This is a genomic window from Streptomyces sp. NPDC048185 (assembly GCF_043202495.1).
In the GTDB taxonomy this organism is placed as follows: Bacteria; Actinomycetota; Actinomycetes; order Streptomycetales; family Streptomycetaceae; genus Streptomyces.
Genome location: NZ_JBIDAN010000003.1, coordinates 256,677 through 272,465, shown reverse-complemented (window position 1 = coordinate 272,465; position 15,789 = coordinate 256,677). Strand labels below are relative to the sequence as shown.

Sequence of the window (15,789 nt, the reverse complement as noted above, 5' to 3'; positions counted from 1 at the left end):
ACATCCTCAACGGTCCACTCTCTCACCCGTGCCGGACGGGTCGGCGTTTTCCGCTGCGGTGTCCGGTGCCGGGTCACTCGGCTGCTCCGGCTCGCCGGCCCGGGAGAGTTCCTCGGAGTCCTTGAGACGCGCCTCGGGGTCTTCGGGGTTCTCGGAGGCATCCGGGTTCTCGGAACCGTCCTCGTCACTGCCCGATCCCGGGTCCTCACCCGAATCGCCACCGTCGGCCGCACGGGCCGCAGCGCGCTTGCGCTGCGTGTACATCCGGAAGCCGGCGAGGACGAGGAGCAGGACACCGCCGCCGATGACGAGCATCACCGTGGCCGTGATCTCGGTGACCTTCACGTCGAACGTGACGGCTTTCCCGTAGGGCCGTCCGTCCATCGTGTACAGCTGAGCGATCACCGTGGCCCGGCCGTTGGCATTGGCGGACGTGGTGAACTTCACCGACTGGCTGTGGCCCCCGGAGACGGACACCGGCCGCTCCTGATAGGCCTCGCCGCCGATCTCGAGGCGCGTCGGGTTCGTCGAGGTGAGCCGCAGCACCAGGGGGCCGACGTCCTGCACCAGGTTGTTCTGCACCGTCACGGGGATCGTGGCGCTGCGGCCGGACAGCTTCGTCTCCGACTTGTCGATCAGTCTGACCCGGCCGGTCAGCCCGTCGAGGTACGACCTCACGCCGGCGCGGAACGACTCCGCCTCCGTGGCCCGGCCCCGCCAGGACACGGACATCTCCCGGTTCAGGGCCCGCCCGAAGGGCGTCACCACCCGGGACGGGTCCGACAGGACGACCTTGAAGTTGTCAAGCGTGTCCTGGGTCTGCGCGATCTCCGTGAACGCCGACCGCGGCAGTTCCTTCTTGCGCAGCGCCGAGGGGTACGAGGAGGTACCCGGCACCTTGGTGGTGGCGTCGGGGTCGGGCTTGGCGGTGGCGGCGTCCGCCAGTTTCTGGGACTGGGACCAGGTGCCGTCCTGCAGGGCCTTCAGCGCCTCGGCCATCGCGCGTGCCTGGCTGCCGGAGGGGGTGCGCTGCGGGGCGACGACGATGCTGCGCTGCTTGCCGGTCTGGAGCCCCAGCGTCAGGCTCTGGGCCAGGAACCGCTGCACCGCGAGCGTGGACGCGGACGCCTTGGTGAGGTCACCCTCGAACGCCGTGGACAGCCGGGCGTCAGCGACGACCGCGGTGGTCCCGCCGCCGATGGGGCGTGCGGCCGACGGGGTGTACGGCAGGCCGTTGGTCTCCTGGAGGCTGTCGCTGCGGGCGATCACCTTGTCGGCGCCCGCCGAGGTGGCGACCTTGACGATCGACCGGTCGACCGCGCCCTCCACGGGCCAGGCGAAGTCCGTGTTCGGTTTCACGTGGAGGATCGGCGAGACCGTGTTGTCGACGACGTCCGTGGCTTCCTTCAGCTGACTCAGCGACCCGGCGGTGTCCGTGCCGTTGTGGGCCAGCGAGGCCAGGTCGGGGTCGGCGAAGGGCAGTGCGACGACCTCCTTGTCGGTCACCGCGTCCTGGAGGTCGGCGAGCCACTGCTTGGCGACCGCCTGGTGGGTGCCGCGAACGGTGTCGTCCCCGTTGCGGACCCGGTAGCTGCCCGTCATCGCGTCGACGGAGGCGAGCAGATCCGGGTCGACCACCCAGGTGACGTCGAGGTCCTTGCCCAGCGTGACCATCTGGTTCAGGCGGCCTCCGGGGGAGATCTCCTTGGCCAGGTCGTCGTTGAGGAAGACCGGGGTCTGCTCTTCGTTCGGGCCCGTCTCGGCGGCCATGTGGGTGGTCGAGACGAGAGGCCAGAGATATGTCGTCTTCGTCTTCTGGCCGGCCGCGTCGGGCTTCCAGGGCAGGAAGGTCCGCTGGATGCCGAGGACCTGCTCCCACGGCTCCGCCGCGGTCTCCCCGGAGAGCGAGACCGCGAACTCGTAGACGCCGTCCTCGCCGAGATCCAGGTCGTCGACCGGGACGGAGATGTTGAAGTGCTCGGCGACGCCCGGGGCGAGCTTGGAGAACTTCGCCGTGTACTTGTCGTCGATCTCCGGAGGGACGGATCCCGCCAGGTCGGTGCCGTCCTTGGCCACGGCGTCGACGGACGAGCGGGTGTTGATCTCGGGTCCCATCCGCAGTCCGACATGGGCCTTGGTGACCGGCTGCTTGCCGTTGTTCGTCACGGTGCCGGACACGGTCACCGTGTCCCCCGTCGTCGGGGCGGACGGGGTGAGCGAGTCGACGGCCACGGATACCGCGCCGGAGTCCGAGTCGGCCTTGGCGGTCGCCTGCTCTTCGGCCCCCGCGGATCCCGCGGGCAGCTGGACCAGCCCGGCCAGCAGGGGCGCACCGGCGAGCAGGGCTGCGGTGCGCCGGAGCCACCGGCGGGCAGGTGAGGGACTGGTCCCCTGGAAGTCTGCCGCCTCGGCCACGCGCTCGCCCGTCCCTCGTCGTGTCAGTGGTCGTCGGAATGTGCGTCCACGCATGGTAACGATGTGCGCCGAGGGGAAGTGCCGCGGTGTACGCCACACCATCCGTCCTGACGTGGGGCTGCCCCGAATGTGCCCCTATAGAGGGGAGCGAGCCGACAAAGTCGGGCGGCCGGGTGCGCGGACCAGGGAGGCGACCGTGTCCGTCCGGGCCACGTACCCTGTCCTGTTGTGCCGAACGCCAACGAAGTCAACCCCAGTGCCATGAGTCAGGCGCAGCCTCCCGCGGTGAGCGAACCGTTGCGGGTAGCGCCTGTCGCCGACGACCTCGCCCGCCGTTTCCAGGAGGCCGGGTTCTCTCTCGCCCTGGTCGGCGGCTCGGTCCGGGACGCGTTGCTCGGCCGGCTCGGCAACGATCTGGACTTCACGACCGATGCCCGGCCGCAGGACGTCCTGAAGATCGTGCGGCCGTGGGCGGACGCCGTCTGGGAGGTCGGGATCGCGTTCGGCACGGTCGGGGCGCAGAAGGACGGCTTCCAGATCGAGGTGACCACCTACCGGTCGGAGGCGTACGACCGCACGTCGCGCAAGCCGGAGGTGTCGTACGGCGACTCCATCGAGGAGGACCTCGTCCGGCGGGACTTCACCGTGAACGCCATGGCCGTCGCGCTCCCGGAGCGGAGGTTCATCGACCCGCACGGCGGACTCGACGACCTCGCGGCCCGTGTGCTGCGCACTCCCGGCACCCCCGAGGAGTCGTTCTCGGACGATCCGCTCCGGATGATGCGGGCCGCGCGCTTCGCCGCCCAGCTCGACTTCACGGTGGCCCCCGAGGTCGTCACGGCCATGCAGGACATGGCCGGACGGATCGACATCGTCTCCGCCGAGCGGATCCGGGACGAGCTGAACAAGCTCGTCCTCTCCGCTCACCCGCGCAAGGGACTCACCCTGCTCGTGGAGACAGGCATCGCCGAGCGGGTCCTGCCCGAGCTGCCCGCTCTGCGTCTCGAGCGGGACGAGCACCACCGGCACAAGGACGTCTACGACCACACGCTCATCGTCCTGGAGCAGGCGATGGCCCTGGAGACCGAGGGCCCCGACCTGGTTCTCCGGCTGGCCGCCCTGCTGCACGACATCGGCAAGCCGCGCACGCGCCGGTTCGAGAAGGACGGCCGGGTCTCGTTCCACCACCACGAGGTGGTCGGGGCCAAGATGACGAAGAAGCGCATGACCGCGCTCAAGTACTCCAACGACCTGGTGAAGGACGTCTCGCGCCTGGTCGAGCTGCACCTGCGCTTCCACGGTTACGGCACGGGCGAGTGGACGGACTCGGCGGTCCGCCGCTATGTCCGGGACGCCGGCCCGCTGCTGGACCGTCTCCACAAGCTGACGCGCTCGGACTGCACGACCCGCAACAAGCGCAAGGCCGCCGCGCTGTCGCGGGCGTACGACGGGCTGGAGGAGCGCATCGCCAAGCTCCAGGAGCAGGAGGAGCTGGACGCCATCCGCCCGGACCTGGACGGCAACCAGGTCATGGAGATCCTGGGCGTCCGGCCGGGACCGGTTGTCGGCCAGGCCTACAAGTACCTGCTGGAGCTTCGCCTGGAGAACGGGCCCATGGGGCATGAGGCCGCGGTCGCGGCGCTGAAGAAGTGGTGGGCGGACCAGGAGTCGTGAGCCGTCTGTCCAGGCCGTGTTTCACGTGAAACACGGCCTGGACAGACGAAAGGGGCGGTGTTTCACGTGAAACACCGCCCCTTCGTGGCAGGTGGGGTGCCTGCCTTACTTCTTGTAGTCCTTCAGGCAGAGCAGGAAGTCCTTGCCGTCGCCGCTCTCGGTGTAGACGTACTGGAAGTCCTTGGCCTCGGCCTCGCACTTGCTCTGGGCCATCGTGTCGGTGAGGAACGAGCCCTCGATCTTGGCCAGCACCTCGTACTGGGCCTTCGAGTCCGCGCAGTCGACGACCTCGAGGTCGGGGTCGCTGTCGTCGGTGCTGCCGCGGTGCATGCAGTCGCCGACCGCCGCCGTGTTGGCGTCGTCGCGGCTGGCGATGTAACCGCCGACGGCCACGCCGACGACGATCACGGCGATGACAACGTTCTTGATCACCTTGAAGCTGACCTTGCGCCGGGCCGGCTCCGGCGGAACCGGCGCGTACGGTGCACCCTGCTGAGGGAATCCGGGCTGACCGGGCTGCTGCGGGAAGCCCGGCTGCCCCTGCGCGTAGGGGTTCTGCCCCTGGGGCTGCTGCGGGGCCTGCGGCTGGCCCTGCGCGAACGGGTTGCCTTGGGGCGGCGGAGTGGTCACTGGGGGTCCCCCTAAACATGGGTGCATGACGCGAACATGGCGCGAGTAAGACGCACGTAAGTTACCGGGCCCCGCCGACATCTCTGTAGCCCGGTGGGGCTCTGTGGCACTGATGTGACACTTACTGGCCGTCAAAACGGGCCATAGCCACAGCAACCGCTCCGTAGACAGCGGCGACGGTGACGATCAGCGGCACCGACCGTCCGTCCGGCGGCAGTATCAGGGCGGCAACCCCGGCGGCACCGACGAAGGCGACGTTGAACAGCACGTCGTAAACGGAGAAGATCCGGCCACGGAAGGCGTCGGCGACCGACGACTGCACGATCGTGTCGGTGGCGATCTTCGAACCCTGGGTCGTCAGTCCCAGCACGAACGCAGCGGCGAGCAGGGGGGCGGTGGCGAACGGCAGCCCGAGAGCCGGGACCAGCACCGCCGCGGTTGCCGCGCACACGGCCATCCAGCGGCCGGGTCCGAGCCGCCCGGCCGCCCAGGGTGTGATCACCGCCGCGGCGAAGAAGCCGGCGCCCGAGACCCCCAGGGCCAGTCCCAGCAGCGCGAGCCCTTCGTCCGTCTCCGACGTCAGGGCGTACCGGCACAGCATCAGCAGAAGGACGAGCAGAGCGCCGTAGCAGAACCGCATCAGCGTCATGGTGGCGAGCGACCAGGCCGCTCTCCGGCGTGGGGGCGCGAGGAGATGCCGGACCCCGGCCACCAGGTCCCGGGCCGTGCCCGCGAGCGCCGACGCCAGATGCGGCCGCACCATTGCCTCGTCGGGTCCCAGCAGCTGCACCGCCAGCCGCAGCGACGCGAGGGCGCCGCACAGGTACAGGGCGGCCGCGAGCAGCACCACGGCGGCGTCGGAGTCGGCGACCACGAGGCGCACGACGAAGGCCAGACCGCCGCCGGCCGTGGCCGCCAGGGTGCCGGCGGTCGGGGAGAGGGAGTTCGCGATCACCAGGCGCTCCGCGTCGACCACGCGCGGCAGCGCCGCGGACAGACCCGCCAGGACGAAGCGGTTGACCGCTGTGACGCACAGGGCGGAGACGTAGAAGAGCCACTCCGGGACGGAGGCGACCATCAGCACCGCGGTCACCGACGCGAGCAGGGCGCGCAGCAGGTTGCCGTACAGGAAGACCTGGCGGCGGCGCCAGCGGTCCAGCAGGACGCCGGCGAAGGGGCCCACCAGCGAGTACGGGAGCAGCAGGACCGCCATCGCGGAGGCGATCGCGGCGGCCGAGGTCTGTTTCTCCGGCGAGAAGACGACGTAGGTGGCGAGTGCGACCTGGTAGACGCCGTCGGCGCCCTGGGAGAGCAGACGCACGGCGAGCAGGCGCCGGAACCCCTTCAGGCGCAGCAGGATGCGCAGGTCACGGACGACGGCCATGGGGCACAGCCTCACATACGCGAAGGTCCCCGGGTCGTGCGACCCAGGGACCTTCAGCGGACTTCAGCCGGGCGCGCTCAGCGCTCGACCTCACCCTTGATGAACTTCTCGACGTTCTCGCGGGCCTGGTCGTCGAAGTACTGGACCGGCGGGGACTTCATGAAGTAGCTCGACGCCGACAGGATCGGGCCGCCGATGCCGCGGTCCTTGGCGATCTTCGCGGCGCGCAGGGCGTCGATGATGACACCGGCCGAGTTCGGGGAGTCCCAGACCTCGAGCTTGTACTCCAGGTTCAGCGGGACGTCGCCGAACGCGCGGCCCTCGAGGCGCACGTAGGCCCACTTGCGGTCGTCCAGCCACGCCACGTAGTCGGACGGGCCGATGTGGACGTTCTTCTCGCCGAGCTCCCGGTCGGGGATCTGGGAGGTGACGGCCTGCGTCTTGGAGATCTTCTTGGACTCGAGGCGGTCACGCTCGAGCATGTTCTTGAAGTCCATGTTGCCGCCGACGTTCAGCTGCATCGTGCGGTCCAGGACGACGCCCCGGTCCTCGAACAGCTTCGCCATCACGCGGTGCGTGATGGTGGCGCCGACCTGCGACTTGATGTCGTCACCGACGATCGGCACGCCGGCCTCGGTGAACTTGTCCGCCCACTCTTTGGTGCCGGCGATGAAGACCGGGAGGGCGTTGACGAAGGCGACCTTGGCGTCGATGGCGCACTGGGCGTAGTACTTCGCCGCGTCCTCGGAGCCGACGGGCAGGTAGCAGACGAGGACGTCGACCTGCTTGTCCTTGAGGACCTGGACGATGTCGACCGGGGCCTCGGCGGACTCCTCGATGGTCTCGCGGTAGTACTTGCCGAGACCGTCGAGCGTGTGGCCGCGCTGGACCTGGACGCCGCTGTTCGGCACGTCGCAGATCTTGATGGTGTTGTTCTCGGAGGCGCCGATGGCGTCCGCGAGGTCCAGGCCGACCTTCTTGGCGTCCACGTCGAAGGCGGCGACGAACTCGATGTCACGGACGTGGTAGTCCCCGAACTGGACGTGCATCAGGCCCGGGACCTTGGACGCCGGGTCGGCGTCCTTGTAGTACTCGACGCCCTGCACCAGCGATGCGGCGCAGTTGCCCACGCCGACGATGGCTACGCGAACCGAACCCATTCCGGTTGCTCCCTGTGTGTACGAGTGAGGCCCTGACTGGGCGCTCACGTGGCGGTGTCGCCGGGCGTATCCGGCCGGGGGTCGTCCCCCGGCCGGGGCAGGCCGCCCGTCGCTCCAGATGTCGTGTCCTGTTGAGCGGTCCCCTCGGCGGCGGAACCTCGCAGGTCCCGCCCCGCCCGCTCGCTCTCGATGAGCTCGTTCAGCCAGCGCACTTCGCGCTCCACGGACTCCATTCCGTGGCGCTGGAGCTCAAGCGTGTAGTCGTCGAGGCGCTCCCGGGTGCGGGCCAGGGAGGCCCGCATCTTCTCCAGGCGCTCCTCCAGCCGGCTGCGCCGGCCCTCCAGCACGCGCATGCGCACCTCGCGCGACGTCTGCCCGAAGAACGCGAAGCGAGCGGCGAAGGTCTCGTCCTCGTACGCGTCGGGGCCGGTCTGCGAGAGGAGCTGCTCGAAGTGGTCCTTGCCGTCGGCCGTCAACCGGTAGACGATCTTGGCCCGCCGCCCGGTGAGGGAGGCGGCGGCCTCGCCGACGTTCCCCGGCTCCTCGATCAACCAGCCGTTGGCGACCAGCGTCTTGAGGCAGGGATACAGCGTCCCGTAGCTGAACGCCCGGAACACACCGAGTGACGTGTTGAGCCGCTTGCGCAGCTCGTAGCCGTGCATCGGGGATTCGCGGAGCAGGCCGAGTACGGCGAACTCGAGGATGCCGGAACGCCGGCTCATCGTCGCCTCCTCTCGTCCTTATGCCGCGCTGATGTATCGGCTCGATACATCACGACGATAGAACGACCATCCGCGTGCGACAAGAGGCGCACTGGTGAACGGGATCACATCGACGATTCCTCCTGAGCAAGTTGCCTGATTTGAGGTGAACTTCGGAACTCAGGGGTTTTGGCGGTGCGTAGTCTGTGCGCCATGCAAACTGCCGGGAACCGTGTGACGCGTGGGGGCGTCCTCGTCCTCGGTGCAGTACGGGTGAATGCGGTAGGGGCCGCATCCGTACTTCGGGGGGACCGGAAACCAGCCGCCTTTTCCAGGCGCGCAAAGGTGCGCCTGCCCGAGGAGTAGTCGTTCGATGAGCGAGCACCGTCGCAAACCGCCGCAGCCGCAGGGAGGCGGACGTGCCGCGGCCCGACGCGGCCAGTCCGGCTCGTCCTCCGGCCGCCGTGCGGCGCCGCGGGGCGCCACAGGGTCTCCGTCCGGCTCGTACGGTCCGGAGGATGAGGAACGTCCCTACGGGGGCCGTGCCGAGGCCCGGCGCGCGGCACAACGCAGCGGAGGCGGTCGCCGCAGGGCGGCCGAGCCGGCCCGTGGCGGCAGACGAGCCGGTGGCGCCGCCGCGGCGGGCGGTGCCGGACAGGGCCGGGTGGCGGCCTCCGGCAAGAAGCGGATGATCGACTATCCGCGGGGCGACCGGGACGGATGGCAGCGCTGGGTGCCGTCGTGGAAGCTGGTCTCGGGTCTGTGCATCGCGTTCTTCGGCGGTCTCGTGGCCGCGGCCGGCATCGCGTACGCCATGGTGGGCATCCCGGACGTCGCCAAGACGGCGACCGCGCAGAACAACGTGTACTACTGGGCCAACGGCCAGGTGATGGTCGCCACGGGCGGTGAGCGCAACCGCCAGGTGATCAAGCTCTCCGAGATTCCCAAGGCCATGCAGAACGCTGTCATCTCCCAGGAGAACAAGACGTTCTACTCCGACAGCGGCATCGACCCGAAGGGCATCGCCCGCGCCGTGTTCAACATGGCCCGGGGCGGTGAGACGCAGGGCGGGTCGACCATCACGCAGCAGTACGTCAAGAACGCGATGCTGGAGGACCAGTCGCAGACGGTCTCCCGGAAGGTCAAGGAGATCCTCGTCTCGGTCAAGGTGGGTGCCGAGGTCGACAAGGACGAGATCCTCGCGGGCTACCTGAACTCCGCCTACTACGGCCGCGGTGCCTACGGCATCCAGGCCGCGGCGCGGGCGTATTTCAACAAGGACGCCGTCAACCTCAATCCGGGCGAGTGCGCGCTGCTGTCGGCCGTCCTCAAGGGCGCCACCTACTACGACCCCGCGGGTGCCACGTCGATCGACCCGGCCGCCACCCCGGAGGCCAACAGGAAGCGCGCCTTCAGGCAGATGCAGGACACCCTCGACAAGATGGTCGAGTACGGGCATCTGGACCAGGCGGAGCGGGCCAAGTACACCGAACTTCCCACGGTGCAGAACCCCCGGTCGAACACCCAGCTGGGCGGCCAGATCGGCTACCTCGTGGACCTCGCCAAGGCGTCCGTGATCAAGGACGGCATCGCGACACGTGACCAGCTGGACCAGGGCGGCTACGAGATCCACACGACCTTCGACGAGCAGAAGGTCAAGGCGCTCGAAACCGCGGTCACGAAGGTCTACAAGGCGAACATCAAGCCCGACAAGCGCCCCGAGACCGACACCCACGTCCAGTTCGGCGGGGCGTCCGTGAACCCCGAGACGGGCGCCATCGAGGCCATCTACGGCGGCGCCGACGCGACCAAGCACTTCACCAACAACGCCGACGTGACCGGCGCCCAGGTCGGTTCGACGTTCAAGCCGTTCGTGCTCGCGGCGGCGATGAAGTGGGGCGTGCGTGATCCCGACGGCCCCGAGGACCAGCCGCAGGACGAGCGCACCGTGGTCTCTCCGAAGAGCCTCTACAGCGGTGAGAACGACCTCAAGATCAAGAATTACGACGGCTCGATCTGGTCCAACGAGAAGGGCGAGCAGTGGCGGCAGGAGAACGACGGCAAGCAGTCGCTGGGTGAGGCGCCGGACTACAAGATCGACCTGCGCGAGGCCATGCGGGAGTCGGTGAACTCGGCCTACGTACAGCTCGGCATGGACGTCGGCCTGGACAAGGTCAAGGAGGCCGCCGTCGACGCGGGCCTCCTGGAGGCCAGCCTGGCAGGCACCTCCTACCCGTCGTTCTCCATCGGTGTCTCGGACCCCAGCGCCATCCGTATGGCGGGCTCGTACGGCACCTTCGCCGCCAGCGGCAAGCAGCGTGCGCCCTTCTCCGTCACGAAGGTGGTGCACGGCGGCGAGACGATCCACACGCACCATGACGAGACCAAGCAGGCCTTCACCGCCAAGGTCGCGGACAACGTCACGGACGTGCTGAAGACCGTCGTCGAGGACGGCACGGGCTCCAACGCCCAACTGCCGGGCCGTGAGGTGGCGGGCAAGACCGGTACCACCGACGGCAACAAGTCCGCCTGGTTCGTCGGGTACACCCCGCAGCTGTCGACAGCGATCAGCATGTTCCGCTACCCGGACGACGAGTCCATCAAGAACCGCACGTTCCTGGAGATGTACGGAACGGGCGACCAGGACAAGATCCACGGTGCGTCGTTCCCGTCGGAGATCTGGCACGACTACATGGCGCAGGCACTGAAGGACCAGCCCGCGATGAAGTTCCCGACGCCGGAGCCCATCGGCGAAGTCCTCAACGACACTCCGTCGCCGAGCCCGACACCCACGCCGTCCCAGACGAAGGAGTCGAGCCCGTCACCGAGCCCGACACCCAGCCAGACCCCGACCAGCCCATCTCCCACGCCGACCGACACCTGCGGTGTCTTCGACTGGGAATGCCAGAACGGGGACAACAGCGGCAACCAGAACGGCGGCAACGACACCGCCGGCGGCGACGGCGAACCGTCGCCATCGCCCTCGTCCAGCGCGACGGACGGCGAAAGCGACAGCGGTGGCAACGGCAACGGCAATGGAAACGGGCCAGGAGGCACCATCTGGGGTTCGAGCGGATAGTCGCCGACATGCCCGGCGTGCGTGTTTCACGTGGAACACCCGCTTGTTTCACGTGAAACAGGGGCCGTCGCACCCATCAGGGCGCGGCGGCCCCGCCGTATTCCCAGACGCGTGCGGCAGGATGTGCCCCATGCCCAGTGCAGAATCGACGCCAGCGAGCGTGCACGAACCGGATCGGGTGCCGCCGACCAGGGAGGACGGGGTCGCCGCAGCAGGCAGCGAGCTGATCGGCGGTCCTCTCGGCCGGCGTGCCCTGCTCGGGACGTCCTGGTGGACCCCGGTGCGGGTGATCGCGCTCGTGGCGATCGGCATGTTCGCCCTCGGCCTGGTCCAGAAGGCGCCCTGTTACAACGGCGCCTGGTTCTTCGGTGCCAGCTCCCAGTACACGCATGCCTGCTACTCCGACATCCCGCACCTCTACCAGGGCCGTGGATTCGTCGACGGGCTCGTGCCCTACTTCGACAAGCTCCCCGGCGACATGGAGTACCTCGAGTATCCGGTGCTCACCGGGGTGTTCATGGAGGTGGCGGCCTGGCTCACCCCGGGCAGCGGCACCATCCAGCACCAGGAGCAGTGGTACTGGATGGTCAATGCCGGGATGCTCATGGTGTGCGCGGCCGTCATCGCCGTCTGCGTCACCCGCATGCACACCAGGCGCCCCTGGGACGGCCTGCTGGTCGCGCTGGCACCCGCCTTCGCGCTGACCGCGACCGTCAACTGGGACCTGCTGGCCGTCGCCCTGACGATCGCGGCGATCCTGATGTGGTCACGGGGGCGTGCGCCGGCCTTCGGTGTGCTCCTGGGCCTGGCCACGGCCGCCAAGCTCTACCCCTTCCTCATCCTCGGCCCGCTGCTCGTGCTGTGCTGGCGTGCGGGCAAGTGGCGGGAGTTCGCGAAGGCCCTGGCCGGCGCGGCCGTCGCCTGGCTCGTGGTGAACCTGCCGGTGATGCTCTTCGCCTTCGACGGCTGGTCGAAGTTCTACCGGTTCAGCCAGGAACGCGGCGTCGACTTCGGGTCCTTCTGGCTGATCATCGTCCGGAACTCGGACAACCCGCCCAGCACCGAGACCGTGAACACGCTCGCCACGCTCCTGATGCTCCTGTGCTGCGGCGCCATCGCGGCGCTCACGCTGACGGCCCCCCGGCGTCCGCGGTTCGTCCAGCTCGCCTTCCTCATCGTCGCGGCGTTCATCCTCACCAACAAGGTCTACTCGCCGCAGTACGTCCTGTGGCTGGTGCCGCTCGCCGCACTGGCCCGGCCGAAGTGGCGGGACTTCCTGATCTGGCAGGCGTGCGAGGTGGCCTACTTCCTCGGCATCTGGATGTACCTCGCGTACACCACCAGTGGAGACGCCCACAAGGGCTTGCCGACGGACGGCTATCACTGGGCCATCGGCCTCCACCTGCTGGGGACGCTGTACCTGTGCGTCATGGTCGTCCGCGACATCCTCATGCCGGACCGGGACCCGGTCCGGCGGAGCGGCGACGACGACCCCTCGGGCGGTGTGCTCGACGGCGCCGAGGACGTCTTCGTCCTCGGTCCCGCGGCTCGTCCGGCACGTCACGCGGCCCACCTCGAGGGCCCCCGAGTGGAGTGGGGCGCCGGCCGGCAGCCCGGCGGTTCGCTCTGAGCGAACCCGGCGTCGGGCCGGCAGCCCGCCCGGCCTCCGAGGGCACGCAAAGGGCCGTGCACGGGTGACCGTGCACGGCCCTTTCGCCGGTCTCGTGGCTCTCGCTCCGCGCGGAGCTCAGCGGTCGACGATGCGGTCGAACTGCGTGGTGGTGTGCCGCAGGTGTGCCACCAGCTCGTCCCCGACCGTCGGCTCCGGTGCGTCGGAGGGCACGAACAGGATCGACACCTGCATGTGCGGCGGTTCCGCGAACCAGCGCTGCTTGCCGCCCCAGACGAACGGCGACAGGTTCCTATTGACCGTGGCCAGGCCCGCCCGGGCGACGCCCTTCGCGCGCGGCATCACACCGTGCAGCGCCTTCGGTGCCTCCAGGCCCACGCCGTGGGACGTACCGCCCGCCACGACCACCAGGAAACCGTCGGAGGCCGCCTTCTGCTGCCGGTAGCCGAAGCGCTCCCCCTTGCCCACGCGGGTGACGTCGAGCACGGCGCCGCGGTACTCGGTGGCCTCGTGGTCCCCCAGCCACAGCCGCGTCCCGATGCGCGCGCGGAACCTGGTCTGCGGGAACTGCTGCTGGAGGCGGGCGAGTTCATCGGCCTTGAGGTGGCTGACGAACATCGTGTGCAGCGGCAGACGGGCCGCACGCAGCCGGTCCATCCACCCGATGACCTCCTCGACGGCGTCCGAGCCGTCGGTGCGGTCCAGCGGCAGATGGATGGCGAAGCCCTCCAGCCGGACGTTCTCTATGGCGGCGTGCAGCTGCGGCAGGTCCTGCTCGCTGATGCCGTGCCGCTTCATCGAGGACATCACCTCGATGACCACCCGCGCGCCGACCAGGCCGTACACGCCGTCGATGGAGGACACGGAGCGCACGACCCGGTCCGGCAGCGGCACCGGCTCCTCGCCGCGCCGGTACGGCGTCAGCACCAGCAGATCGCCGCCGAAGAAGTCCTTGATCCGGGCGGCCTCGTACGTCGTGCCCACGGCGAGGACGTCGGAACCGAGGCGCGTGGCCTCCTCCGCCAGCCGTTCGTGTCCGAAGCCGTAGCCGTTGCCCTTGCAGACCGGGACGAGCCCGGGGAACTGCTCCTGCACGTGCTTGTGGTGCGCCCGCCAGCGCGCGGTGTCGACGTAGAGCGTGAGCGCCATGGCCGGACCTGGAACCTTTCTCGTGGCTGCGGTGTGTCAGAGATGAGGGAGACTCGTCGGAGCTGTGGAAACCCCTCCCGACGCTACTGGAACGGGGAGCGGGGAGCGTGGGTCAGCGGCGCGACATGTAGATGTCGAGCGCCTTGTGCAGCAGCTTGTTCAGCGGGAAGTCCCACTCCCCGAGGTACTCGGCCGCCTGCCCGCCCGTGCCGACCTTGAACTGGATCAGACCGAAGAGGTGGTCGCTCTCGTCCAGGGAGTCGGAGATGCCGCGCAGGTCGTAGACGGTGGCCCCGAGGGCGTAGGCGTCGCGCAGCATCGCCCACTGCATCGCGTTCGAGGGCCGGACCTCGCGGCCGATGTTGTCGGAGGCGCCGTAGGAGTACCAGACGTGCCCGCCGACGACCAGCATCGTCGCCGCCGACAGGTTCACTCCGTTGTGCCGGGCGAAGTACAGCCGCATGCGGTTGGGGTCCTCGTTGTTGAGGGCCGCCCACATGCGCTGGAAGTAGGACAGCGGACGCGGCCGGAAGTGGTCGCGCACCGCCGTGATCTCGTACAGGCGCTGCCACTCCTCGAGGTCGTGATAGCCACCCTGGACGACCTCGACGCCGGCTTTCTCGGCCTTCTTGATGTTGCGGCGCCACAGCTGGTTGAAGTTCTTGTGGACCTCTTCCAGGGACCGGTTGGCCAGGGGCACCTGGAAGACGTAGCGGGGCTGCACGTCGCCGAAGCCGGCGCCGCCGTCCTCGCCCTGCTGCCAGCCCATGCGGCGCAGCTTGTCGGCCACCTCGAAGGCACGGGGCTCGATGTGGTCGGCCTCGATGTCGCGCAGCCGCTTGACGTCGGGGTCCTGGATGCCCTTCTTGATCGACGCGGCGTCCCAGCGCCGGATGATCACCGGCGGGCCCATCTTCACCGAGAAGGCGCCCTGCTGCTTCAGGTGCGCCAGCATGGGCTCCATCCACTCCTGGAGATTCGGCGCGAACCAGTTGATGACCGGGCCCTCGGGGAGGTACGCGAGGTAACGCTTGATCTTGGGCAGCTGCCGGTACAGCACGAGGCCCGCACCGACCAGCTGGCCGGTCCGGTCGTCGAACCACCCGAGGTTCTCCGAGCGCCACTCGGCCTTTACGTCCGCCCAGGCCGGCACCTGCATGTGACTCGCCGCCGGCAGGCTCTGGATGTAGGCCAGATGCTGCTCGCGGCTGATGGTCCTCAGGGTCAGGCTCATTCGGGGCGCTCCTCGGGCTGGTGTGTCCCCATGGGTACAGGGGCTCCGGCTCTCGCGCGAAGCCTACTGCGCCCGGTGAGCGCCCCGTCCGGCGTACCGGGGGACCGCGCCGTCCCGCGGGCCGGCGCGGTCCGCGGGTCAGCCGCCGACGAACCCGCCGAAGTTGCCGAACAGCCCGCCGTGGGACATGCCGAAGTAGAGGCCGATCGCGGAGGCGCCGATACCCAGCACCAGGCCGAAACGCTCGCGGGTCGTCTCGGAGATGAACTGGCCGTATCCACCGACCAGGACACCGGCCAGTCCGGCCCAGGAGGTCAGGAGGTGAAGCCCCGGAAAGCCCGCGGTCACCAGGGAGAGCACTCCCAGCACCAGGCTCACGGCCATCAGCGTGTCCTGGAGGGGGTGCGGTTTGCCGTCGGTGGCCAGCAGGCCGGTCCTGGGTTTGGCGGGTCGCATGATCTGTGCCATGGAGAACCTCCAGCCGAAGGCAGTCTGTCTTCGCCCTGCACTTCCGATGTGTACAGATTGCGTCCCCCCGCGGGCGGATTTCAACCGCAAGCCGTGGGGCGGGTACTCTGTACCTTCTGCACTGGTGTCCGCTGCCGACCCCCGGCCGGGCCGCCTCCCCGGAGGAGACCCCATTGTCAGTGGGTCCTGGTTTACTCGCTGATGCCGGTGCGAACGCATCGCAACCCTCCTGCCACGGAACGACCGTGGCCGCTGAGTCCAAAGG

General features: G+C 69.1%; 11 protein-coding genes. 3 read left to right on the top strand and 8 right to left on the bottom strand.

Features of this window, described 5'->3' with window-relative positions:
- Positions 1 to 6: 6 nt before the first annotated feature.
- Positions 7 to 2,415, bottom strand: coding sequence for a DUF6049 family protein (locus ACGF3H_RS11755; RefSeq protein ID WP_362486172.1), 2,409 nt, complete (start codon positions 2,413 to 2,415; stop codon positions 7 to 9).
- Positions 2,416 to 2,643: 228 nt separating this feature from the next.
- Between ACGF3H_RS11755 and ACGF3H_RS11750 the strand changes: the two genes are divergently transcribed.
- Entirely contained in the window at positions 2,644 to 4,089 is a 1,446-nt protein-coding gene (locus ACGF3H_RS11750) for a CCA tRNA nucleotidyltransferase (RefSeq protein WP_362486171.1), read from the top strand.
- Positions 4,090 to 4,194: 105 nt separating this feature from the next.
- On the opposite strand, the gene ACGF3H_RS11745 is transcribed toward ACGF3H_RS11750, so the two are convergent.
- The 4 genes from ACGF3H_RS11745 to ACGF3H_RS11730 all read right to left on the bottom strand — a co-directional run bounded on the left by ACGF3H_RS11745 (position 4,195) and on the right by ACGF3H_RS11730 (position 7,985).
- Positions 4,195 to 4,719: a hypothetical protein gene (locus ACGF3H_RS11745; RefSeq protein WP_362486169.1), complete on the bottom strand. Its 525-nt coding sequence runs from the start codon at positions 4,717 to 4,719 to the stop codon at positions 4,195 to 4,197.
- Positions 4,720 to 4,840: 121 nt separating this feature from the next.
- Positions 4,841 to 6,103, bottom strand: coding sequence for an MFS transporter (locus tag ACGF3H_RS11740; protein ID WP_362486167.1), 1,263 nt, complete (start codon positions 6,101 to 6,103; stop codon positions 4,841 to 4,843).
- Positions 6,104 to 6,180: 77 nt separating this feature from the next.
- Entirely contained in the window at positions 6,181 to 7,263 is a 1,083-nt protein-coding gene (locus ACGF3H_RS11735) for an inositol-3-phosphate synthase (RefSeq protein WP_362486166.1), read from the bottom strand.
- A 44-nt stretch (positions 7,264 to 7,307) separates the two neighbouring features.
- A complete protein-coding gene (locus tag ACGF3H_RS11730; RefSeq protein ID WP_362486164.1) occupies positions 7,308 to 7,985 on the bottom strand; it encodes a helix-turn-helix transcriptional regulator in 678 nt (225 codons plus the stop codon).
- A gap of 352 nt (positions 7,986 to 8,337) precedes the next feature.
- Between ACGF3H_RS11730 and ACGF3H_RS11725 the strand changes: the two genes are divergently transcribed.
- Positions 8,338 to 11,043, top strand: coding sequence for a transglycosylase domain-containing protein (locus tag ACGF3H_RS11725; RefSeq protein ID WP_362486162.1), 2,706 nt, complete (start codon positions 8,338 to 8,340; stop codon positions 11,041 to 11,043).
- 121 nt (positions 11,044 to 11,164) lie between these two features.
- Entirely contained in the window at positions 11,165 to 12,673 is a 1,509-nt protein-coding gene (locus ACGF3H_RS11720) for a glycosyltransferase 87 family protein (protein ID WP_362486160.1), read from the top strand.
- 117 nt (positions 12,674 to 12,790) lie between these two features.
- On the opposite strand, the gene ACGF3H_RS11715 is transcribed toward ACGF3H_RS11720, so the two are convergent.
- The 3 genes from ACGF3H_RS11715 to ACGF3H_RS11705 form a co-directional block, all read right to left on the bottom strand.
- Positions 12,791 to 13,822 carry an alanine racemase gene (locus ACGF3H_RS11715; RefSeq protein WP_362486158.1) on the bottom strand — a complete coding sequence of 344 codons (1,032 nt, stop codon included), beginning with the start codon at positions 13,820 to 13,822 and terminating at the stop codon, positions 12,791 to 12,793.
- A gap of 112 nt (positions 13,823 to 13,934) precedes the next feature.
- The gene (femX, locus tag ACGF3H_RS11710) at positions 13,935 to 15,056 is read right to left on the bottom strand and encodes a peptidoglycan bridge formation glycyltransferase FemX (RefSeq protein WP_189230194.1); all 1,122 of its coding nucleotides are present in this window, start codon (positions 15,054 to 15,056) and stop codon (positions 13,935 to 13,937) included.
- Positions 15,057 to 15,194: 138 nt separating this feature from the next.
- Entirely contained in the window at positions 15,195 to 15,524 is a 330-nt protein-coding gene (locus tag ACGF3H_RS11705) for a hypothetical protein (RefSeq protein ID WP_362486155.1), read from the bottom strand.
- Positions 15,525 to 15,789: the final 265 nt, after the last annotated feature.

Excerpts from the sequence above, each read along its gene's own strand:
- ACGF3H_RS11705 (WP_362486155.1), bottom strand. The coding sequence starts at position 15,524 with ATGGCACAGATCATGCGACCCGCCAAACCCAGGACCGGCCTGCTGGCC.
- ACGF3H_RS11735 (WP_362486166.1), bottom strand. The coding sequence starts at position 7,263 with ATGGGTTCGGTTCGCGTAGCCATCGTCGGCGTGGGCAACTGCGCCGCA.
- femX (WP_189230194.1), bottom strand. The coding sequence starts at position 15,056 with ATGAGCCTGACCCTGAGGACCATCAGCCGCGAGCAGCATCTGGCCTAC.
- ACGF3H_RS11715 (WP_362486158.1), bottom strand. The coding sequence starts at position 13,822 with ATGGCGCTCACGCTCTACGTCGACACCGCGCGCTGGCGGGCGCACCAC.
- ACGF3H_RS11725 (WP_362486162.1), top strand. The coding sequence starts at position 8,338 with ATGAGCGAGCACCGTCGCAAACCGCCGCAGCCGCAGGGAGGCGGACGT.
- ACGF3H_RS11740 (WP_362486167.1), bottom strand. The coding sequence starts at position 6,103 with ATGGCCGTCGTCCGTGACCTGCGCATCCTGCTGCGCCTGAAGGGGTTC.
- ACGF3H_RS11720 (WP_362486160.1), top strand. The coding sequence starts at position 11,165 with ATGTGCCCCATGCCCAGTGCAGAATCGACGCCAGCGAGCGTGCACGAA.
- ACGF3H_RS11730 (WP_362486164.1), bottom strand. The coding sequence starts at position 7,985 with ATGAGCCGGCGTTCCGGCATCCTCGAGTTCGCCGTACTCGGCCTGCTC.